Origin of the sequence: Geofilum rhodophaeum, from assembly GCF_002210225.1 — a bacterium.
GTDB lineage: Bacteria > Bacteroidota > Bacteroidia > Bacteroidales > Marinilabiliaceae > Geofilum > Geofilum rhodophaeum.
On the sequence record NZ_MWUJ01000013.1, the window covers coordinates 83,829 to 105,642 of the forward strand.

At 52.0% G+C, this 21,814-nt stretch carries 16 protein-coding genes and 1 tRNA gene; 15 read left to right on the forward strand and 2 right to left on the reverse strand.

What is annotated here, in order from left to right:
* The first annotated feature begins 24 nt into the window (after positions 1-24).
* The 15 genes from B4W65_RS12225 to B4W65_RS12295 all read left to right on the forward strand — a co-directional run bounded on the left by B4W65_RS12225 (position 25) and on the right by B4W65_RS12295 (position 19,662).
* Positions 25-1,170 carry an acyl-CoA dehydrogenase family protein gene (locus B4W65_RS12225; RefSeq protein ID WP_088655450.1) on the forward strand — a complete coding sequence of 382 codons (1,146 nt, stop codon included), beginning with the start codon at positions 25-27 and terminating at the stop codon, positions 1,168-1,170.
* Between the two features lie 120 nt (positions 1,171-1,290).
* A complete protein-coding gene (locus B4W65_RS12230; protein ID WP_088655451.1) occupies positions 1,291-2,283 on the forward strand; it encodes a beta/alpha barrel domain-containing protein in 993 nt (330 codons plus the stop codon).
* 14 nt (positions 2,284-2,297) lie between these two features.
* Positions 2,298-3,587, forward strand: a complete 1,290-nt coding sequence (locus B4W65_RS12235; RefSeq protein ID WP_088655452.1) for a hydroxymethylglutaryl-CoA reductase — start codon at positions 2,298-2,300, stop codon at positions 3,585-3,587.
* A 14-nt stretch (positions 3,588-3,601) separates the two neighbouring features.
* Entirely contained in the window at positions 3,602-4,546 is a 945-nt protein-coding gene (locus B4W65_RS12240; RefSeq protein WP_088655453.1) for a GYDIA family GHMP kinase, read from the forward strand.
* Between the two features lie 368 nt (positions 4,547-4,914).
* A complete protein-coding gene (locus B4W65_RS12245; RefSeq protein ID WP_088655454.1) occupies positions 4,915-6,018 on the forward strand; it encodes a helix-turn-helix domain-containing protein in 1,104 nt (367 codons plus the stop codon).
* A gap of 216 nt (positions 6,019-6,234) precedes the next feature.
* Positions 6,235-7,851, forward strand: coding sequence for a GH39 family glycosyl hydrolase (locus tag B4W65_RS12250; RefSeq protein WP_205741268.1), 1,617 nt, complete (start codon positions 6,235-6,237; stop codon positions 7,849-7,851).
* A 33-nt stretch (positions 7,852-7,884) separates the two neighbouring features.
* A complete protein-coding gene (locus B4W65_RS12255) occupies positions 7,885-9,378 on the forward strand; it encodes a family 43 glycosylhydrolase (protein WP_088655455.1) in 1,494 nt (497 codons plus the stop codon).
* Positions 9,379-9,588: 210 nt separating this feature from the next.
* On the forward strand, positions 9,589-10,659 hold the full coding sequence (locus B4W65_RS12260) for a diphosphomevalonate/mevalonate 3,5-bisphosphate decarboxylase family protein (RefSeq protein ID WP_088655456.1): 1,071 nt from the start codon (positions 9,589-9,591) through the stop codon (positions 10,657-10,659).
* Positions 10,652-11,623 carry a mevalonate kinase family protein gene (locus tag B4W65_RS12265; protein WP_088655457.1) on the forward strand — a complete coding sequence of 324 codons (972 nt, stop codon included), beginning with the start codon at positions 10,652-10,654 and terminating at the stop codon, positions 11,621-11,623. The genes B4W65_RS12260 and B4W65_RS12265 overlap by 8 nt, the downstream gene beginning before the upstream one ends.
* Before the next feature lie 209 nt (positions 11,624-11,832).
* Positions 11,833-13,485, forward strand: a complete 1,653-nt coding sequence (locus B4W65_RS12270; protein WP_088655458.1) for a family 43 glycosylhydrolase — start codon at positions 11,833-11,835, stop codon at positions 13,483-13,485.
* A 171-nt stretch (positions 13,486-13,656) separates the two neighbouring features.
* Positions 13,657-15,030 carry an oxygen-independent coproporphyrinogen III oxidase gene (hemN, locus tag B4W65_RS12275; RefSeq protein WP_088655459.1) on the forward strand — a complete coding sequence of 458 codons (1,374 nt, stop codon included), beginning with the start codon at positions 13,657-13,659 and terminating at the stop codon, positions 15,028-15,030.
* 57 nt (positions 15,031-15,087) lie between these two features.
* A complete protein-coding gene (gene hemG / locus B4W65_RS12280) occupies positions 15,088-16,482 on the forward strand; it encodes a protoporphyrinogen oxidase (protein ID WP_088655460.1) in 1,395 nt (464 codons plus the stop codon).
* A gap of 69 nt (positions 16,483-16,551) precedes the next feature.
* A tRNA-Ser gene (locus tag B4W65_RS12285) sits at positions 16,552-16,636 on the forward strand.
* Between the two features lie 264 nt (positions 16,637-16,900).
* Complete coding sequence (locus B4W65_RS12290) at positions 16,901-17,767, forward strand: fructosamine kinase family protein (RefSeq protein WP_088655461.1); 867 nt, start codon at positions 16,901-16,903, stop codon at positions 17,765-17,767.
* A gap of 248 nt (positions 17,768-18,015) precedes the next feature.
* Entirely contained in the window at positions 18,016-19,662 is a 1,647-nt protein-coding gene (locus tag B4W65_RS12295; RefSeq protein WP_146697784.1) for an RICIN domain-containing protein, read from the forward strand.
* Positions 19,663-19,901: 239 nt separating this feature from the next.
* Here B4W65_RS12295 and B4W65_RS12300 read toward each other — a convergent pair whose 3' ends face one another.
* Complete coding sequence (locus B4W65_RS12300) at positions 19,902-20,792, reverse strand: patatin-like phospholipase family protein (RefSeq protein ID WP_158522846.1); 891 nt, start codon at positions 20,790-20,792, stop codon at positions 19,902-19,904.
* Positions 20,786-21,808: a uroporphyrinogen decarboxylase gene (gene hemE, locus B4W65_RS12305; RefSeq protein ID WP_088655464.1), complete on the reverse strand. Its 1,023-nt coding sequence runs from the start codon at positions 21,806-21,808 to the stop codon at positions 20,786-20,788. Before hemE ends, B4W65_RS12300 begins: the two co-directional genes overlap by 7 nt.
* Positions 21,809-21,814: the final 6 nt, after the last annotated feature.

A 21,814-nucleotide genomic window follows, 5' to 3' on the forward strand; every position in this document is an offset into this window, starting at 1 on the left:
TTACCATAAAACAACCAAATACGAATGCAACCTTATACAAACGAAGAACATGAGGCCCTGCGCAAGCGCATCCGGGCCTTTGCCGAAAATGTAATTGCACCCAGGGCGCAGGAACTCGACGAGAAGGAGGAGTTCTCGGTAGAACTGACCCGCAAAATGGGCGAAGCCGGCATCCTGGGCATCAACATGCCCACCGAGTACGGCGGTGGCGGTGCCGACACCCTCTCCTACATCATTGCGGTGGAGGAGTTGGCGCGGGTCGACAGCTCCCAGGCAGCAACGGTAGTGGCCCACAACAGTCTCGGTTTGGTGCCGCTGCTCGACTACGGCAGCGAGGAACAGAAGAAGCGCCTGCTGCCCCAGCTGACTACCGGGGAACACCTCTGGGCTTTTGGGCTCACCGAAGAAAATGCCGGTTCCGATGCTCGGGGAACGGAGACTACGGCGGTGCGGGAGGGCGACCAGTGGGTCATCAACGGCGCCAAACGTTACATCACCAATGCAGCAACGCCGATCACCCTGGGAGTTACCCTGCAGGTAATGACCCCCAACGAACAGGGGGAACCCAAGCTGACCACCATTTTGGTAGAAAGCGATACGCCGGGTTTCTCCACCGAGCGCATGCTGGGAAAAATGATGTGGCGGGCCGCCGATACCGGTCGCATAAGACTGAAGGACTGCAAGGTACCCCTCAGCAACACCCTGGGTCGCGAGGGACAAGGTGCCCGTTACATGCTCAAGACCCTCGACGGGGGACGCCTGTCGGTGGCGGCGATGGGACTGGGACTGGCGCAGGGAGCCTTTGAGCTGGCGGCACAACACGCCCGCACCCGCAAGCAGTTTGGCAAACCCATCGGTCGCAACCAGGCCATTGCCTTTAAGCTGGCCGATATGGATATGAAAATTGAATTGGCCCGCAATACCCTGTACAAGGCCTGCTGGCTTAAGGACCAGGGCAAATCCTACAACCGAGAGGCCGCCATTGCCAAACTCTACACCTCCGAAATAGCCCGTGAAGTGGCCGATGAGGCAGTGCAGATTTTCGGCGGCTCGGGCCTCTTCAAAGACAATCCCATAGAGCGCTTTTACCGCGACCAGCGCCTTTTGCAAATCGGCGAAGGCACCTCCGAAATTCTGCGACTCGTAATTTCCCGCCACCTCGGCGTTTAAGTCGCCCCACACCCCACTGCAGCACCGCCCCCTTGCGGTGGACGCAGTTGCCAAAAGCCACCGACACCCTTGTCCTGTCGGGGCTTTTTCCTATTTTTAGGGAACTAAAAGACAAAAACTATGGAAGAAAGGAAGAAGGACCATATCAACCAGGCTTTTGATGCACGCATCGGGGTAGAAGAGGCCGACACCCGCTTCAACTACGAACCCCTCCTGGCTCCCCACCCCTCGGAACCACTGCCCCCCACCCTCTTTGCCGGCAAAACCCTGCGTTTACCCGTTTGGGTATCGAGCATGACCGGCGGCACCGAGCAGGCCGGCAACATCAACCGCAACCTGGCCCGTGCCTGCAAGGAGTTTGGCATGGGTATGGGACTCGGCTCCTGCCGCATTTTGCTCGACGACGATCGTCATTTCAGCGACTTTGATGTGCGCGACATCATCGGCGAAGAACAGCCCCTATACGCCAATCTGGGCATTGCCCAACTGGAACAACTGCTTAAGGCCGACCGGGTAACAGAAATAGAAGCGCTCGTGAAGCGCCTGCGGGCCGACGGACTCATCATTCATGTGAATCCCCTGCAGGAAGCCTTCCAGCCCGAGGGCGACCGCCTGGAAAACGCACCTTTGGAAACCCTCGAAGCCTTTTTAGCGCAGACCCGCCTCAAAGTCATCGTGAAGGAAGTCGGCCAGGGCATGGGTCCCGAGAGTCTCCGTGCCCTCCTGAACCTGCCCCTCGAAGCCATAGAATTTGGCGCCCTTGGGGGCACCAACTTCACCCGTCTGGAACTGGCACGACACAGTGCCAACGACACCCAATTGATGGAGGACTTTGCCAAAGTAGGCCACACGGCCGAAGAAATGACCGCCACGGTCAACCGCCTCATCGAAGAGGAAGTCCACCCCGCCTGTCGCCACCTCATCATCAGCGGCGGCATACAGTCGGCCCTCCAAGGCTACCGACTCACTAAACTCAGTCACCTCCCCGCCATTTTTGGCATGGGGTCGGGCTTTTTAAGACATGCTTCGGGCGACTACAAAGCACTCCAGGCCTACGTCCAACAAATTGAGAAAGTCCTGCTGCTGGCCAACCAGTACCTGCGGGCCAAATAACAACTGTGCACACCATGCCCATCATAAAAGGTTTTTCCAAACTCAGTCGCAGTCAAAAAACCGCCTGGCTGCGCGAGCAGCTGGCGCTCAGTGAGGATTTCGAAAGCACCCTGGCCGAATTCCGCCATCCGGCCCGCCAGGCCACTTTCGATGAATTTTCAGAGAACACCCTCACCAACTACCTCCTGCCCTTTGGGGTAGCCCCCAACTTCCTCATCAACGACCAGTTGTACGTCGTGCCCATGGTTATTGAAGAGAGTTCGGTGGTGGCCGCCGCCTCCCGCGCAGCCTCCTTCTGGGCCCAAAACGGCGGTTTTCAGACCCGGGTCAAGGACCTCAAAAAAACCGGTCACCTCTGGTTCGAGTGGGACGGCGCTGCCGAACAGCTCCTTCCGCTGGAAGAGCAACTGATGGCCTTTTTACGGGAAGCGCTGAAAGACCTTAGCGCCTCCATGGAAGCCCGGGGCGGGGGACTGCAGCACCTGCAAATACTGCCCCAGGAGGAACTGCCCGGGGTGTACCAGCTGCTGCTTGAGTTTTATACCGGCGACAGCATGGGCGCCAATTTCATCAACAGCTGTCTCGAAGCCGCAAAGGAGCCCCTGAACCGCTTTTTGGAACAGAAAGGCTTGCCCCCTGCCCAACCCTTAATGGCCATCCTCTCGAACCACACGCCCGATTGTACGGTGACTTGTAAGGTGAGCTGTAAGGTGGAGGACCTGGCGCCGTATGCCGGGGGACTTACTGCAGAGGACTTTGCCCGAAAATTTAAGCTGGCGGTGGATGTGGCGCGCCAGAACACCCACCGGGCCGTAACCCACAACAAAGGCATTTACAACGGTATAGATGCCGTGGTACTGGCTACCGGCAACGATTTCAGAGCCGTAGAAGCCGCCGGTCACGCCTTTGCCGCCCGCGACGGTCGCTACCGCTCCCTCTCGGAGTGCGAGGTGGCCGACGGTCGCTTCAGCTTTTGGTTGACCGTGCCCCTGGCTTTGGGAACGGTGGGGGGACTCACTCGTCTGCACCCCATAGCGCAAAAGGCGATGGAGTTGCTGGGCCAGCCGAAGGCTGCAGAACTGATGCAGGTGGCCGCGGCTGCGGGACTGGCCAATAATTTTGGGGCGGTGGCTTCGTTGGTGACCACCGGCATACAAAAGGGGCACATGAAGCTGCACCTAAGCAATATGCTGACCGCCCTCGGGGCCAGTGAAGCAGAAAAAGAAGCGGCGCGAGCGTGGTTCAGCGACAAAACAGTGAGTCAACAGGCGCTGAGGGACTTTCTGGAAAGTCGCCGCAAATGAAAACATCGGCGCAAATGGAAGCAAGTGCTTGCGATAAAGAACTGCATTTCAAAGCCCGGGGCAAACTTCTGCTCACGGGTGAATACCTGGTACTGCACGGAGCGCGGGCCCTCGCCCTGCCCCTGAATAAGGGGCAAAGCATGAAGGTGGCCTACCCGGCACAATCCAAAGACTTTCTGCAATGGACGGCCCTTTTGCCGGAAGGGACCTGGTTTACGGCCGAATACGACGACCAGCTGCAAGTGCGGAGCAGCAGTGAGGCGGCAGCAGCGGGGCGACTGCAAGACCTGCTGCAAGAGGCCGTGGCACAAGGGGGCCCCGAAGTATTGGCGCGACTAAAGGGCGCCAGGGTGACTACCCAACTGGAATTTGACCAGCGCTGGGGTTGGGGCAGCAGCTCCACCCTGCTGAGTCTGCTCGGCCAATGGTTGCACATCGACCCCCATCCCCTGCTTCGGTCCACCTTCGGCGGCTCAGGCTACGACCTGGCCTGTGCCCAAAACCAACAAGCCCTCTTTTTCCAAAGTCGCGGTGAGCAGTCCCCGGAAATTACCCTGGTCGATTTTGCCCCGCCCTTCATCGACCAACTCTACCTGCTGTGGCTCGAAAAAAAACAAACCTCCGCCACCGAAGTCAAAGCCTTTCTGCAAAAGGGGGGCGACTACCGCGAGGCCATTGAAGAAGTGAACGCCCTGGGCCGGGCCATGCTGCAGGCCCAAAATGTCGGCGACTTTGGGCGTCTGCTTCAGCAACACGAGCAGTTGCTCGCCAAAATACTGGGGCGACCCACCGTGCAGGAGCGGCTCTTCAGTGGTTTTGGGGGACAAATAAAGTCGCTCGGTGCCTGGGGCGGCGATTTCGTTTTGGTACTTTCTGCCCAATCGCAGGACGACCTCCGCACTTATTTCGCCACCAAAGGCTTCCACACCCTGCTGCCCCTGCAAAGCGTTTTGGTGTAATAAGAGGTTTACTGCCCCAAATTATTGTGGTTCAGCTTAGCATTCACCCAGCAGATTGCAGTTATTGATAAAAAGCACTATTTCAATCTACTGAGGAAACCTTCATGCATACTTAATAGGCGCCATATTCAAAATTAGTGTTTTCTGTCACTAATCCAGTCCTAAAATATAGGGGGCTGAGACACGGCGATACCAACTCTAACTGCTTTGGCTCGAGAAAAAACAAACTTCCGCCACCAAAGTCAAAGCCTTTCTGCAAAAGGACGGCGATTTAGGGAACTGGGACCATTCCATTTTAAAGGCTTTCCTTATATTTATCGTCCCAAGTACATTTGTAGGAGCAACACTCAGGATTTAACATCGGCTTTATGATGAAACCACCAGGCAAGAGACTTTTTGTTTGGCTCCTGTCGGGACTAACGGCAGGTGGACTGGCCATTGCAATCGCAATGGCCTCGGTGCCTGATTATGTGGTATTTCCCTCACAGGATAGTTTTAAGATTGAGGCCTACACCGACGCTTCCAATAACGGCAACTCAAAAGTGGAGCTTTTAGAGGTCACCGACTCCATGACGCAAATGAGCTTTAGTTTTGGGGAGGACTTTCACAGTCCTTACGTGGGGCTCTCCTTCACCCCGCTGTCGTCCTCAGTGGTCGATGTTTCAAAATACAATCGCCTGACGGTAGAAATACAGGGTATTGGCCTCTCACGTGTAGGTATCGCCCTCTACTCCATACCTGAACGCAACAGCAGCTACGAAGGACCAGCTGAATCGCTCAATCATTCTTATCTCAACATCAGCGATCAAAGAATCGAATATCACCTGCCAATCAAGCAATTTCATCACCCCGAATGGTGGGAAGATGTGTACGGAATCACATCCAATACACGTCGTAAACCGGACCTTAGTCGTCTTTTACACGTCAACATTGGTACGGCCTTCACCGCCCGTCTCGAAGGCTGCAAAAAACTACGAATTGACAAACTTAGCTTTTCGCGCGACAACCGTTTACTGTATCTTTGGCTGGGAAGCTTGTATGTTCTTCTAAGCGGCTTCCTGTGCTTTTGGCGCTTTAGAGGCACTAAAGTTGCGCACCCAACACCTGTCGTCGAAATTGCCTACCGCCCAGTGTCGGTAGATGAAGTCGGGAGCAAGGACGAAGCCTGCATCAATTACATCAACACGCACTACCACCTCAGCGATTTAAGTCTTGACAAGGTGGCCACCCAAACGGGTAGCTCACCACGCTTCATCACACAACTCATTCACGATAGATTCGGCTGTCATTCCAAGGCCTATCTAAACGGCATTCGCATTACAGAATCGAAGCGCCTGCTTTGCAAAACGGAACAAAACATGGGCGAAATCGCCTTTGTTGTAGGTTTCAACAACCAAAGTCATTTCAATCGTGTGTTTAAAAGCGAATGTGGCATGAGTCCCTCCGAATACCGTAAGCAGGAGCGAGAATAAGCAGCCTCTCCTCAAAGACAAATCACCCCCCCTTTATAGTCAAACCAGTGCTTCCTTAGCTGATTCTACAAAATGATTTCCATTTTATGTCAAAATTCATGGCGCGCTAAACGCTAGCTTTGCTCTTCTAATAAAACCCTTGAATTAGCTACGACCTCCCGTACATACAGGAAACATGGTCTAACTGCTGTAAAAGGGGTTAAAAAACAAAATGTAATGAAAAGAACCAAAAATCTATTTGCTGTGGCTACACTGCTCTTTGGCAGTATGACCATGTACGCACAGAATGAGTCAAGTACCAAAGAAGCACCGCTGGTGCGAACCATCTCGGTCGATTATAAGAACGAGAAAGGTGCAATGAATAAAATGTTCAAAATGTGTGTGGGTGCCGGCCGTGCCAACGAAGGATTGCGGGCCGACTGGCAACAACAGTTGCGCCTAACTAAGGCCGAGTGCAATTTTCAATACATACGCATGCATGGGCTGTTTACCGACGATATGGCTGTATACAAAGAAGACCGTATGGGCAAGCCCGAGTACAACTTTATGTACATCGATGCACTTTTTGACCCGCTGCTGGAAATGGGCATCAAACCCTTTGTAGAACTGGGTTTTATGCCCTCAGCCCTGGCCAGCGGTCCCGAAACCATCTTTTGGTGGCAAGGAAACGTTACTCCACCAAAAGACTACGAAAAATGGGAGGCACTTGTATATGAGCTGACTATGCACTTTACAGAGCGTTACGGCAAGGATGAGGTAAAAACCTGGTATTTTGAAGTGTGGAACGAACCCAATCTCTCCCCTGGCTTTTGGTCGGGCACACAGGAAGAATACTTTAAGCTGTACCAGTATGCTGCAAGGGGAGTGAAACGGGTGAATGAGGACTACCGCGTGGGCGGACCGGCCACCGCAGGTGCTTCCTGGGAACCCGAAATGATTGAATTTTGCAAAAAGAATAATGTGCCCATCGACTTTATCAGTACGCATTCTTACGGTGTAGATGTTGGTTTTTTGGATGAGTATGGGCAGGCGGGCACTCGCCTGAGTAAAAACAAATGGAGCGTAAGTGGCGATGTATTGCAATCGCGCAAAGAAATTGCAGAATCAAGTTTACCCAATCTGGAGTTGCACTATACAGAGTGGAGCTCATCGTACACTCCGGCCGACCCCCTGCACGACAGTTACCATCAGGCAGCCTACATCCTCGAAAAAATAAAGCAGGTTGGTGATGCTGCCCAATCCATGTCGTATTGGGTGTTTACCGACATCTTTGAGGAAGCCGGCCCTCGATTTACGCCCTTTCATGGCGGTTTTGGACTGATGACCATACAGGGCATAAAAAAGCCGACCTATCACGCCTATGCATTTATGAATCAGCTGGGAAACACCGAATTGGTCAATGCCGACAGCTCCTCCTGGGTGTGTAAAAACAGTGCTGGCGACTTGCAGGTTTTGCTGTGGGACTTTACCCACACGCTGCCCGACGATATGAACAATCAACAGTATTACATCCAAGACCTACCGGCCAAAAGCAAAGGAAGAATTTCTCTTGACTTGCAAGGCATCCCTGCCGGCAGGTATCATATCGAAACCTACAAAATTGGCTATGGCTCCAACGACCCCTACACCCTATACGCGCAAATGGGGCGCCCTGCACAGTTGAATCGTCAACAAGTGGCCTTCCTAAAAAGTCAGAGCAATGGCCTTCCTGCTTCCTCCGAACAGGTGTCGGTGACCAGCGACGGCATCCTTCAGCGCGACCTTATGCTAACCGAAAACGAGGTGGTGTTGCTTATATTAAAACAAATCCTGCCAGTCTCGGCCAATCACTAAGAAAGTCCGGGAAGTGCATAAAATTAAAACAGTATGAAACGCATTTTTCTTTTATTTATCCTGGGAATTCTGTTTGTATGCCATCCAGTAAAAAGCACAGAGCAACCCACTTACTTTATTAACCCCCTGTTTCCGGGCGACCATCCGGATCCAAGCATTCTCCGCGATGGCGACGATTACTACATTGTGCATTCTTCGTTTGAGTATTATCCGGGTCTCACCATTTGGCATTCGACCGACCTGATAAACTGGCAGCCTGTGGCCAATGCACTGCAGCAATATGTGGGCTCAGTATGGGCGCCCGACCTGGTGAAGCACAACGGCAAATTTTTCATATATTTTCCGGCAAACAACACCAACTACGTGGTGTGGGCCAACAACATAGAGGGACCCTGGAGCGCTCCCATCGACCTGCAGGTGAATAACATCGACCCTGGGCACATATCTGATGAAAACGGCAAGCGCTACCTCTATTTCAGCAACGGAGGTTATGTACCTCTAAGTCCCGACGGCTTAAGTGTAAGCGGTAGTTTTCAACACGTATATGATGGTTGGCCCATTCCCCGCGAATGGCAAATTGAGTGCTTTTGTATGGAAGGGCCTAAACTTATGAAACGCGGGGAATATTACTATCTCACCGTGGCACAAGGAGGCACTGCAGGCCCGCCGACAGGGCACATGGTCATTTCGGCACGATCAAAATCACCACTGGGACCATGGGAAAACTCACCCCACAACCCTATAATCCGGACAAAGTCGGCCTCGGAGCAGTGGTGTTCCGTAGGACACGGAACGGTGCTCGAGGATGGAGCAGGTGATTGGTGGATGGTGCTGCATGGCTACGAAAATGGACATTACAACATGGGACGACAAACACTAATGTTGCCCTTGGAGTGGACATCCGACGGATGGTACAAGATTCCCGATAAGACATCCATCAGCCAAGCTCTGCCTATAGCTCTTCCCTCATCGGGCAAAACGCCATTTGCACTCAGCGATCCCTTCACCGGCTCATCACTTAACCTTCAATGGAAATTCTTTGGCCCATACAATCCCGATCGAGTAGAGATGTCTGCCGATGGACTAACAATTAAGGGACAAGGAAGAGCTCTGGACGATTGTTCACCCTTGCTCTGCACACCATCCAGTCACTCCTACACCGCTCAGGTTAAAGTTGAGCTCAAGGGTGAGGCAAAAGCCGGCTTAATTCTGTTCTACAACGAAAAGGCCGCCTCAGGAATATTGACCGACAACAAAAACATACTGACCAACATAAACGGCTGGCAATTTGTAACTGAAGCCAACAAAGTGGACCGCCATGCATGGCTGCGCATCAAAAAAATTGGTCAGGTTGTTGATATGTATTACAGCACCGATGGCGAAAATTGGACCAAAACGGAGAATTCGCTGGAGGTATCGGGATTTCATCACAATGTACTGGGCGGATTTATGGCTATGCGCATCGGATTAGCAGCCATTGGAGAAGGCGAAATCACTTTTAAGGATTTTAAATATTGGGCGGAATAGGCGCCCCCCAAACCCGTATGCCAGATACCTGGGGACAATCATTCCAACAAAGCTTCCAAAAGCCCGCCAACAAGCGGGCTTTTTTATAACTTGCAAAGCCAAAAAATAAAATCAGGATAAAACACTCCCATTACCGAACTTTTTCTTTAATCCTGCGTTAATTCTACCCGGAAGCCTGCTTCCGCACACCACCAAAAGTTGAATGGAGTCATGACCAAACACAAGCAGATCAGCGCCACCGCAAGCTGGGAAAGCCCCTCCAACCTGGCCATTGTCAAGTACTGGGGCAAACACGGCCTGCAGGAACCGCTGAATCCGAGCATCAGCTTTTCACTGTCGGCTGCAGTAACACGCACCCGCGTCAGCACCCGGCCGTCCGACCAGCCGGGCTTCAGTTTCCGACTCAACGGCGCAGAAAAAGCCGGGTTCAACGAAAAAATCGCCACCTTTCTGGAGCGCATACACAGTCACCTGCCCTTTCTGCAGCACCATTTCCTGCAAATCGACAGCTGCAACACCTTTCCCCATTCCTCCGGCATTGCCTCCTCGGCCAGCAGCATGAGCGCCCTGGCCCTCTGCCTTACCCAGCTGCATTTGCTGCATAGCGATAAGGAGGAAACCGCCATAGACAGCGTGCTGGCCTCCACCCTGGCCCGCATGGGTTCAGGCAGTGCAGCCCGTTCGGTATATGGCGGATGGACCCTCTGGGGACGCTATCCGGGGAAGAAGGAAAGCTCCGACATGTACGCCCTTCCCCTTGAAGAAGCGGAAATCGACCCCGATTTCCGCAGTCTCCACAACAGCATTCTGCTCATCGATCCGGGACAAAAAGCGGTGAGCAGCACAGCGGGGCATGCCCTAATGAACCACCATCCCTACCGCGAGGCGCGCATCGAACAGGCCCAAAAAAACACCGAACGACTGCTGGCCATCCTAAAGGCAGGCGAGTGGGACGACTTTTTTGAGCTGGCCGAAAACGAAGCCCTCTCGCTGCATGGACTCATGATGAGCTCCACCCCCTCCTACACCCTGCTGCACCCCAACTCACTCGAAGCCATCCACCGCATTCGTCGCGCCCGGCGCGAACACGGCTTGCCCATCGGCTTCAGCATGGACGCAGGACCCAACATCCACCTTTTGTACCCGGCACGCGAAAACGAAAAAATAAGGACCTGGATGCAGGAAGAACTGCAACCTTTATGCGCCGACAAGGCCATCCTGCACGACCAGGTGGGGACAGGTCCCCGCGCTTTAACCTCAAATCAGGCACTCGATGAATAAGGACCAGAACAGCACCATGTTCCACTCTAAAATCATGCTCTTTGGCGAGTACAGCATCATTATGGGGTCTATGGGACTCACCATTCCCTATGCGCATTTCAACGGCTCGCTCGAATTCATCAACCGCAAAGGCTACACCGACCTTGATTTTGCCCGGCGCAGCAATACTTTGCTGAAAGAGTATGCCGGTTACCTGCAACAACTCGACACCGAAAACCGCTTGCCGGCAGGCTTTAATCTGCAGCGCCTCCAAAAAGATTTGGACAACGGACTCTATTTTGAGTCCTCCATCCCCGAAGGATACGGCCTGGGCAGCAGCGGGGCCCTTGTGGCGGCCTTGTACCATCGCTACCAAAGCGACCAGACCATCCCGCGACGTGCCTCACAAAAAAACGAAGTACAGCAACTCAAGGCCCAGCTGGCCGTACTCGAGTCGTGGTTCCACGGCACCAGCTCGGGCATCGATCCCCTGATTTGCTACATGAAGCATCCTTTGCTCTTGCACGAAGACCAGCACCTGTCGCCCGTGGGCATTCCCAAATACAACCTCAACTCCGACGATGCCATTTTCCTGCTCAACACCGGGAAGCCTGGTAAAACAGCGCCCCTGGTACAGGGCTTTATGGACCGCCTGCAAAAGCCGGAGTTTCACCAACTCATGAAGGAAGAGTACATTCCCTTAAACAACCGCTGCATCCGCTACTTAACCGAGGGACAAATCGACAAGTTTACCGTGGCCCTGCAGGAGCTTTCCTTTTTTCAGGCGACCCACTTCGAAGCCATGATTCCCGCTTCGGTAGAAATGGAATGGATCTACGGATTCAGCACCGGCAAATACCTGCTCAAGCTCTGCGGATCGGGTGGCGGTGGTTTTGTATTGGGCTTCACAAGGAATTACGACGAAGTAAAACAGCGTTTCCAGGAAAAAGGCATGGAACTGGTCCCCGTTTTTCAGATGAAATAAAAACATTAAGATTTGCAAACATAATTTTGCAACCATTAACCAACAACAAAGGCAGACAGGGCGCCCCAAACGCAAGCAAACACCTCAAAACAACAATACAAACCACTGAAAACCTGTACACTACAGTCGCCCAACAATATCAAATAATCCGCCCCCCTTGCTGCTCAGGGAGCTAACTTTGTTGGCGTAAATCCTTAAATCTTACGCCAATGCTTACATCCAAAGCGCCCCTCAATCATTCAAGGCATAAAGCCATACTCTTTATTTTAATTGCCTTTATTACGGGGAGTCTGCTCCAGGCCCAAGCCCCCAGTCACGATCCCTCCACCATGGTCCGCGCCGAGAATGGTCGCTATTGGATATTCACTACCGGCCAGGGAATTTGGTGTATGTCTTCGAGCAACGCCAACTTCAGCGACTGGCGTGCAGAAACAACACCCTTTAGGCCCGGCACCTGGCCCGGCTGGATCAATTCTGCGGTTCCTGGATTCAACGGAGAATTTTGGGCCCCGGACATCATTCAAATGAACGGATATTATTACCTGTATTACTCCGTTTCCACCTTTGGCTCCTCCCGGTCGGCCATAGGCGTAGTGCGAACTTCCTCGCTTACCAATCCCAACTGGACCGACTTGGGCATGGTGGTATCCTCCACCAACAATGCTCAAATCAATGCCATCGACCCGGCACTTTTCACCGATACCGACGGACGCGTATGGATGTCCTACGGTTCCTGGTTTGGTGGTTTAGGAGTCGTTGAAATCAACCGCGCAACAGGAAAAACCATTGGCAACGTGGTTCATCTGGTAGGCGGCAATCACGAAGCGATGGAGGCGCCCTACATTACAAAAAGCGGCAGCTACTACTACTTGTTTTTTAACCGGGGAAGATGTTGCAATGGTGTCAACAGCACCTATTATGTAGTGGTGGCACGCTCTACCTCCATTACCGGTCCCTATACCAACGAACGGGTATTTCTGCCCAACCGAAACGGCAACATCATTGGCCCGGGCCACATAGGTTATGGCCAGGGCAAACTCACCTATCACTATTACGACGGCAACGCCAATGGAGCAGCCAAATTGTTTGTGACCACCCTGGGCTACCGCGACGGCTGGCCTGTAGCTGGCATTACCGGCGACCAATCGACCGGCTTCAACGGCACTTATTCCATCATTGCCAGTCACAGCAATAAAGCCCTGGATGTATACGACTGGGGCACCTCAGACGGCACAAACATTGCCCAGTACGAAGCTTGGGGCGGCGACTGCCAACGCTTTATCATCAGTCAGGTGGAAGGTGAATGGCATTCAATCAAACCGGTTATTGCCACCAGCAAAGCACTGGATGTCAACAATATTTCGGCAGACAATGGGGCCAACATCCAAATCTGGAATTACTGGGGCGGCGATGGTCAGCTTTTCCGTTTCCAGGGCGCGGGCACCGGGGTTTACCGCATAATAAATAAAAACAGCGGAAAATGTCTCGATGTCAGCGGAGCTTCAATGGACAACGGTGCCAACGTATTGCAGTGGGAATGCCGCAGTGGTGCGACCAACCAAATGTTCCGACTTTCGACTATGAAGAGTGCAAGTCTGGAGGCAGAGGACGGGGCAGCAGGCCCTTCCCGGGAGATTTGGCCCAACCCATCCAAGGGCAGCTTTACCTTGCAATTACCAGCCGATGCGGCCGATACCCCAGCTCAGGTTACCGTTTTTGACCTGAGTGGGCGCAAAGTATTCGAAACCATTTCTGTTGGTAAAACCCAGCTCACCCTGGACACCAATCTGCAAGCAGGCCTCTATGTGCTGGTTGTAGAACAGAACAACAACAGCACCACCCACAAACTTCAAATCGAATAATCCAGCCCCCAAAAAACCAACCCTTGAAAGGGGGTGTCTCCATATCAGAGGCACCCCCTTTCTATTCCAGCCCCCCTATTCGGGGAATATTTCAACGCCACTATTGCCAGAATAAATCCGGGTTTTGTTAATTTTGCAGAGGCCGCAGTCGGCCCCTGTTAACACATAACCATGATTGATCACAAGCTCATTGCCAAATACGACAAACCCCTTCCCCGTTACACCAGTTACCCACCGGCCACCAGTTTCCACAACGGGTATGGAACGGAAGAATTTCGCGAGCACGTGCTGGCTTCCAACGAGCAGAATCCGCAGGGCATTTCGCTTTACCTGCACATTCCATTTTGTCCCCGCCTCTGCCTCTACTGTGGCTGCAACACCCTTATTACACGCCAGGATGAGCTGATTGAGCGCTACCTCCAAGCCCTCAAAAAAGAGATTCGCATGGTGGCCGGGTGGATCGACTTATCGCGTCCGCTTACCCAGATTCACTGGGGCGGTGGCACCCCCAATGCCCTCAGCGCCGAACAGCTGGGCAGCATCATGGCGCTCTTGAACGAGACTTTCCACATACAAAGCAGCACCGAAGTAGCCATCGAATGCAATCCGGCCCATTTGGATCACGACTATCTGGAAGCCCTCTTTCAAATGGGTTTCAATCGCATCAGTCTGGGTATCCAGGACTTCAATGAGGAAGTTTTGAAAACCGTGCACCGCGATGTTTCCAAGCTGCCCATTGAGGAACTTACGCAAGCCATTAAGGACCGTGGGGTTGGCGTCAACTACGATTTTATATACGGACTACCGGGACAAACAGAAGCCTCGTTTGGGGCGACCATTGAACGGGCGCTGGAGCTGCAGCCCGACCGACTGGTAACCTTCTCCTACGCCCATGTGCCCTGGGTAAAACCACACCAGAGTGCCCTGGAAAAACCGGGCCTGCCCTCGGCCGACGAAAAACTGGCGATGTTCACCACCGCCTACCGCATCATGAGCGAAAGCGGGCAATACGATGCCATTGGTCTCGATCACTTTTCAAAACACGGCGACGAACTCAGCAAGGCCCTGCGGGCCGGACAGTTGCACCGAAACTTCCAGGGCTATTGCACGCGGGAGACTACGGGACAGGTTTATGCTTTTGGGATGTCGGCCATCAGTCAGCTGTACGACAGTTATGCACAAAACCATAAAAACATCAAACAGTATATGGAAGCCATTGAGGCGGGACTGCCGGCCACCGAAAAAGGCTACCACATAGCACCCGATGAGCTGCTGATTAAGGAAGTCATCACCGAATTGATGTGCAACAATCGCCTGAACTGGAAAGAGTTGGCCGATCGCTTACAAAGCAGTCCCGATCAATTGAAGCAAAGCACCGCCTACCGTCCTGAAAAGATGCAAGCCTTTGTGGCAGACGAACTTCTGGAGTTGAGCGACGATGAATTGCGCATTACAGAAAGTGGTCGCTTCACCATCCGCAATATTGTGGCGGAACTCGATCCCAAACTCAACAACGGCCAACAACGCTTCTCTAAAAGCATTTGATGTTGCCGCCCTTAAACTCTTAAGGGGGTTTGGGTGTTTACCTACAAAACACGAACAATGACCAACAAAACAGCTGTAATTATTGGAGCTGGCCTAACCGGATTGACTACCGCCTTCTACCTCAAAAAAGCAGGCTGGAAGGTACGCATACTCGAACGCAGCAACCGCGCAGGCGGTTCGATCCACACCCACCGCGAAGACGGTTTTGTTTTTGAGAGTGGGCCCAACACTGGCGTAGTTTCCCATCCCGAGGTGGCCGACCTCTTTTCACGCCTGAGTGCGCACATGAGTTTTGAGCCCGCCAACGAAGAAGCCAAGCGTCGCCTCATTTGGAAGGGTTGCCGCTGGTACGACCTGCCATCCGGCCTGAAAGACGGGGTGAATACGCCGCTCTTTGCCTGGAAGGACAAATTCCGCATCCTGTTGGAACCCTTCCGAAGAAAAGGCAACAACCCCGATGAAACGCTCGACGAACTGGTAAGGCGTCGCCTGGGCGACACCTTCCTCGACTATGCCGTAGATCCCTTCATCCTGGGCATCTATGCCGGCGATCCCTCCAAACTGGTTACCCGTTACGCCCTGCCCAAGCTGTATCAATTGGAGCAGGATTACGGCAGCTTCATCAAGGGCAGCATCAAGAAAGCCAAACTGCCTAAGAGTCCCGACCAAAAAAAAGTAACGCGTCAGATGTTTTCGATTAAAGGGGGACTCGATCAACTGACCGCAGCCCTCTACCAGTCCATTGGCGAAGAAAATTTCACTTTCAACTGCCGCAGCATCAATGTCTATCCAAAGGACGAGCAGTTTCAAATCACCTACGTGCGCGAAGGAGAAAAGCAAGAACTACTGTGTCCTCATGTCATTACCACCACCGGAGCCCATGAAGTTGGGGGCCTCCTTCCCTTCCTGAAGCAGGACGAAAAAGATAAGTTGAGCGACCTGATGTACGCCAAAGTGGTGCAGGTGGCTGTAGGCTACAAAAACTGGCGCGGTATTCCGCTGAGGGCTTTTGGGGGACTGGTACCACATAAGGAAAAGCGCAAGGTGTTGGGCATCCTGTTTCCCTCCGCCTTTTTGAAAGATCGCGCTCCGGAAGGCGGCGCCCTGCTGTCGGTATTCATGGGCGGCATTCGTCACCCCGAAATTGTGCAACTCGACGACAGCATCATCAAGGCCATGGTAATGGATGAGCTGCGTTGCATGATGCTGATTGCCGACGAAGAGCCCGACCTGTTTAAAATATTTAAACACACCCACGCCATTCCCCAATACGGGGCCAGCACCGGCGAACGCCTGGCCACCATTGCCCACATCGAAGCCCAATTCCCTGGTCTGGTGTTGGGTGGCAACATTCGCGACGGCATTGGCATGGCCGACCGCATTCGTCAGGGTACGCAAATCGCTCAAAAGCTGATTGCAGGCGAGCTGCCGGACCAAAGTAAAAATTCCTGATCGGGCTCAAATATTTCGCAAAAATGTTTTGAAGATTGATTAAAACCCCTATTTTTGCACACGCATTCGGGAGAGATGGCAGAGTGGTCGATTGCGGCGGTCTTGAAAACCGTTGAACCGAGAGGTTCCGGGGGTTCGAATCCCTCTCTCTCCGCTGAAAAAGGTTACTATGAAAATAGTGACCTTTTTTTATGCCCAAGTATGTGCCCGCGAACCAAATTTAGTATTTACAAGTGTACCATTTTTAGCTTATACTGCTGAATCATTTTCAGTATATAGCAATACAGCATATTTAGTATACAGCCATACAGTTACATAAAAGAGCTATCTTTGTTCCTCGTAATGCTGATGATTCTGAAAGCCATGAGCCTGAACAAGAAAGCTCAAAAAATGGTAATTGACATTAACAGTCCTGGAAATGGTCGCCACTAAACATCTCCAAAAAGCAGCAGAAATACTGGGAGCACCCATCGTCAAAACAGAGCCCCTGGGTGGTGGCTGCATTGCCCGCACCGAAAAATGGCGTACGGCAGACGGACGAGTCGTGGTGACTAAAACCGGGGGTGGACAAGCCACGTCCTTTTTAATGGAAGCCAATGGTCTGAAGGAATTGCAAAAAGCTGAGGCCTTAAGGGTGCCGGAGGTTTTGTATGCCGACGAAGAACTGCTTTTGCTGGAGTTAATCGAAGAAGGTCCCAGGCGCAGCGACTTTTTCGACTACTTTGGTCGTACCCTGGCACATATGCACCGATACTCAAGCAAAAACTTTGGCTTTTATGAGGACAACTTCATTGGGGCTACGCCCCAGGTGAACCGACCGACAGGCTCAGAGGCAGAGGATTGGACGGAATTCTACCGAAATAAGCGCTTGCGTTATCAATACGAATTGGCCCGGAAGAATGGCTATGTGGACCGGCAGTTTGAAGTGCTTTTTGAACAGCTGGACGAGGGGCTGTCCGACCTGCTCCGGGGCAGTGAAGAAGCGCCGTCCTTATTGCATGGCGACTTGTGGGCTGGCAACTATATGCGCGATACGGAGGGCTTGCCGGTGCTGATCGACCCGGCTGTTTACTACGGCCACCGGGAGGCGGAGCTGGCTATGACCAAACTCTTTGGCGGCTTTGATGACAGCTTTTACGAGGCTTACAAGGAAGAATGGCCCTTAAAACCGGGTTACGAGCGACGCGAGGCGGTGTACACCCTCTACCACGTAATGAATCACCTGAATCTTTTTGGAACGGGCTACCGCTCACAATGCCTTGCTTTGATGGAGAAAGTAGTCTAACCCACCACCCTTTCAACTCAGGATCTTTAATATTCCAGCATCCTGTTCTTCATTTCCTGCACACAACCTGAGTACACAAATATTAAAAAACGCTGGCTTCACAGCTTCTCGAAATGTGGTGGTAAGCATAAATAAAAATAAGTAAGTTAAAATTTGTCAAAAAATATTGCATAAAAATTAGTGTTGTTTTGATTTTTTTAATCAAATTTGCAATATTATACATTTTTAACCCTTTAATCATCTTTACCATGAAACACTTCAACAAATTTGCTTTAGGGCTTCTTCTAATCATGTTTGGGAGCCTGTTTGCACAAGAAGCCTTAGCCTACACCAATGAAGTAAGGCTATCGGGCAGCACTTACATCTGGCGGGTAAATAATGTGGACCAGGGCAGCACGAGCGATCTGGCCACTGCCATCAACAATGCCATTGGAACAGGAAACAGAGAAGTTCATATCTTAACCGGAGGCACCTTGTCCTCAACCATCAACTTACAGGCAGGTCTGGTGCTGCGCTTCCACAACAACACGCTCAACAAAAACCACAGCGGCTATGGCTTTTTACGCGATGGCAGTGGTCCCATTGAATTCTATGATCTGACCCTGAATAACAACACCAATATGGGCATTCGCATAAGCAGAGCGAGCGACTTGGTTTTCAGCAATGTGAAAGTATATGGAGGTTCTATTGGTATTAGGGTCGACAGCCATCCAAGTCGCCCCTACGAAGATGGCCGATGGGTGTACAATGTTTCGGTACAGAACTGCCGCTTCGAAAACAATGGCAGCCATGGCCTGGAGACTTATGGCGTAGATGGCTTTACAGCCAACACAATTGTAGCTAGAAACTGTGGAGAATGCGGCGTTTTGCTCAATAAAACCATTAATGGAACAATAGGAACGGTTGATGCATATCGCTGCTCATACGGCGGCGGCTATGCCGGTCTTCGTTTTGCTAACGACTGCAGCAACGTGACCACAAATATGCTGTACGCCGATGAATGCGGTCGGGGCTATTTTGTGCTCACGGGAAGCAACAACATCCATTTGAACAACTGCCAGATTACAGATTGCACCAACATCGGCATTTGGCTCGAGAACGTCGTTAATTGTACGGTAAAAGCTGGCTGCAGCAACTGCGGGGTTGCCGTTTCGGGTTCGGGCAGCTATGCCAATGTCAGCAATTCCTGCAGCAGTTCGGGAGGCGGAACAGCCTACCAAATTAAAAACAGAGCGACCGGTCTGTTTCTCGACGGGATGGGCAGTACTTCTAATGGATCGCCTGTATGCCAGTGGGGCAACACCACCCATCCCAATTCCAAATGGGAAATGATTGCTGTAGGCAGTTACTACCAGTTTAAAAATGTAGCCACTGGTTTGTTTCTCGATGGCTATGGATTTACCACCAACGGGGCAGATGTGAACCAATACGCCAACACTACTCATGTAAATTCTCAGTGGAGCGTCATAAATGTTGACGGCACCTACGTGCGCATTCAAAACCGGGGAACAGGAATGTATATTGACGGTATGGGCAGGACTACCAACGGCTCAGCTGCGGGACAATGGAGCAACACCTCTCATGTGAATGCCCAATGGCAATTGATATCCGTCCTTAAGAGTGCCAGTCTTGATGCTGAAAATATGGAAGGTACTGAGGCTGGGAATCTGCAAATAACACCCAACCCTGCAAGGGATATCCTTGAAGTTCAAATCCCCAGAGGAATAAACGGAGCCATCATCTCCCTTTTTGACATGAGCGGAAAAGCAGTTATGAAAAAAGAGGTGGTTGAAGGAACCAATACGCTCAATATTTCCCTGCTTGCTCCAGGCATCTACATCCTGAAAGCAGAGAGCGACAACTGGTCAACCCAACAAAAAGTAGTTAAAAAATAGGGCATCTCAAGCATGCTGTATAACAAACGATCGGATCGATCCTTAAAAAGGAATGCGATCCGATCGTTCTATTCTGTATCCTATTCGAATTACCGTCTTGATTTCTGTGACTGCCAAAAAATACGCAGTCCATCTGCTTCTCTTCTACTAATCTGCATAACGGCACCGTGTTTGGGTATTTCAAAAATAGTATTTTTCGCTACCCCCTTGTTCAGGTGTCGGAATCAATTCTTGGCCAGCTATACAGCCAGCCAGCGCTGAAGGGCGGGTAAGATATCCTTCATATGCCGCAAGGTATCGGCATACAAGACCTGTAAGCGAGCCGGATCGTTCTCCATCCTCGAAACCAGGCCCTCCGCATCGGGACGAATAACAAACACCTTCCCCTCCTGCTCCAGGCGCTCCACCTCTTCCAACCTTTGGTTATAAACCCGGGCCCTTTGCGCCATTAAGTCCGCCAACTTGGGATAACGCCTATAGTACAAACGAAGAAACCAGGAGGAGCGACTGGCTTTTTTTCGGTAACCTTTGGGGCGTGTTAATACCACTATTGCCCGCTCGTTACCGTCCGCCAAGGCCTGTTGCAAAGGAATGCTGTCGACCAGTCCCCCATCCATATAAAGCTTCCCGTTGATGGCTACCGGCCGCGACAAAATGGGCAAGGCCGATGTAGCCGCAAGCCAGTCGCGAAAATCCTCTGGTCGGTCTGTCCGTAATTCCTGGTAATCGGGCGCACCCTTTTCTATGTCGCACACCACCACCTTAATGTACGAAGGCGATCGGGCAAAGGCCTGGTAATCGAAGGGGATGATGGCCGTGGGAATTTCGTGATAAATAAAATCCCAGTTGAAAAAGTTGCCCTTGCGCAGCCAATGACGAAAACCGCAATAACGGGGATCGTTCACAAAACGATTCACCTCAAGGTTGCGTTGGTACTGTCCGGCCACATAAGACACGCTATAGGCGGCTCCTGCCGATACGCCAATCAAATAGGGGAATTGCAGGCCAGCTTCCTGAAAAACATCCAACACAGCAGCTGTAAAGACGCCGCGGAAGCCTCCACCCTCCAATACCAGGGCTACGCCCCTGGTATTTATTGTAGTTTCAATAATTGCCTCTTCCTTTACCACTGTGCTTGTTTTACCCAGTCCACCACAAAACAGGCATTCTCATACGGAATGTCGGGCAGGAAACCGTGCCCCAGGTTCAAAATCCATTTGGGATTTTGCCGGAAAAATGGTTTGTACTTCTCCAAGGCTGCAGCAATCAAGTCCTGTGAGCCATAAAGCACCCTCGGATCCAAATTTCCCTGCAGTCCCACCTCCGGATGCACCAAATCCCGGGCATCGCTGAGCGAAATCTGCCAGTCCACACTCACAAAATCACAAACCTCGGGTGTAACCAATTTGAATCCGGTACCAAATCCTTTGGGAAAGAATATAAAGGGAATGCCCTTGCTGCGAACCGCAGCACCAATTTTTCGTACCGCCGGCATAAACATTTGCTCGTACATCTCGGTGGGAATGAGTCCCGCATGGGTCTCAAAAAGCTGGAAGACTTCCACGCCGTGTTCTATTTGCTTTAGTGCATAGTGCACCGAAAAATCGGCAATGGCATCGATCAGGCGCTGGGCCTCTCTGGGCCGACTGAACAGAAATTTCATGGCATCAGGAAAATTGCCGTTGCTGCTCACGCCCTGCAACATATAGCACATGGTGGTGAGTGGCGCGCCACAAAAACCAATTAAGGGAATGTTGGCGGGACGGGTCTCCAATATGCGGTCGATGACCCGATAAATGTAATTGAGCTTGTCGGGATCGGCCTGCAGGTGCTCAACCGGTTGGTCATAAACACTCAAAGGTGTAGGAAAAACCGGACCCTTGTCGGTCCACTTCAACTCCATCCCCATGGCGTTCGGAATCACCAGAATATCGCTGAACAAGATGGCGGCATCTACCCCCAAATCGTCCACCGGCATCAAAGTAACCCGGGCTGCCAAATCGGCATCGGCCATCAAATCACGGAAACTGTAAGAGGCTTTCAGCGCATTGTATGCGGGCAGAACGCGACCGGCCTGGCGCATGAACCATACGGGAGGCCTTGGGGTATGCTGTCCCTTGAGGGTATTCAATAAAATACTATCCATATCAAT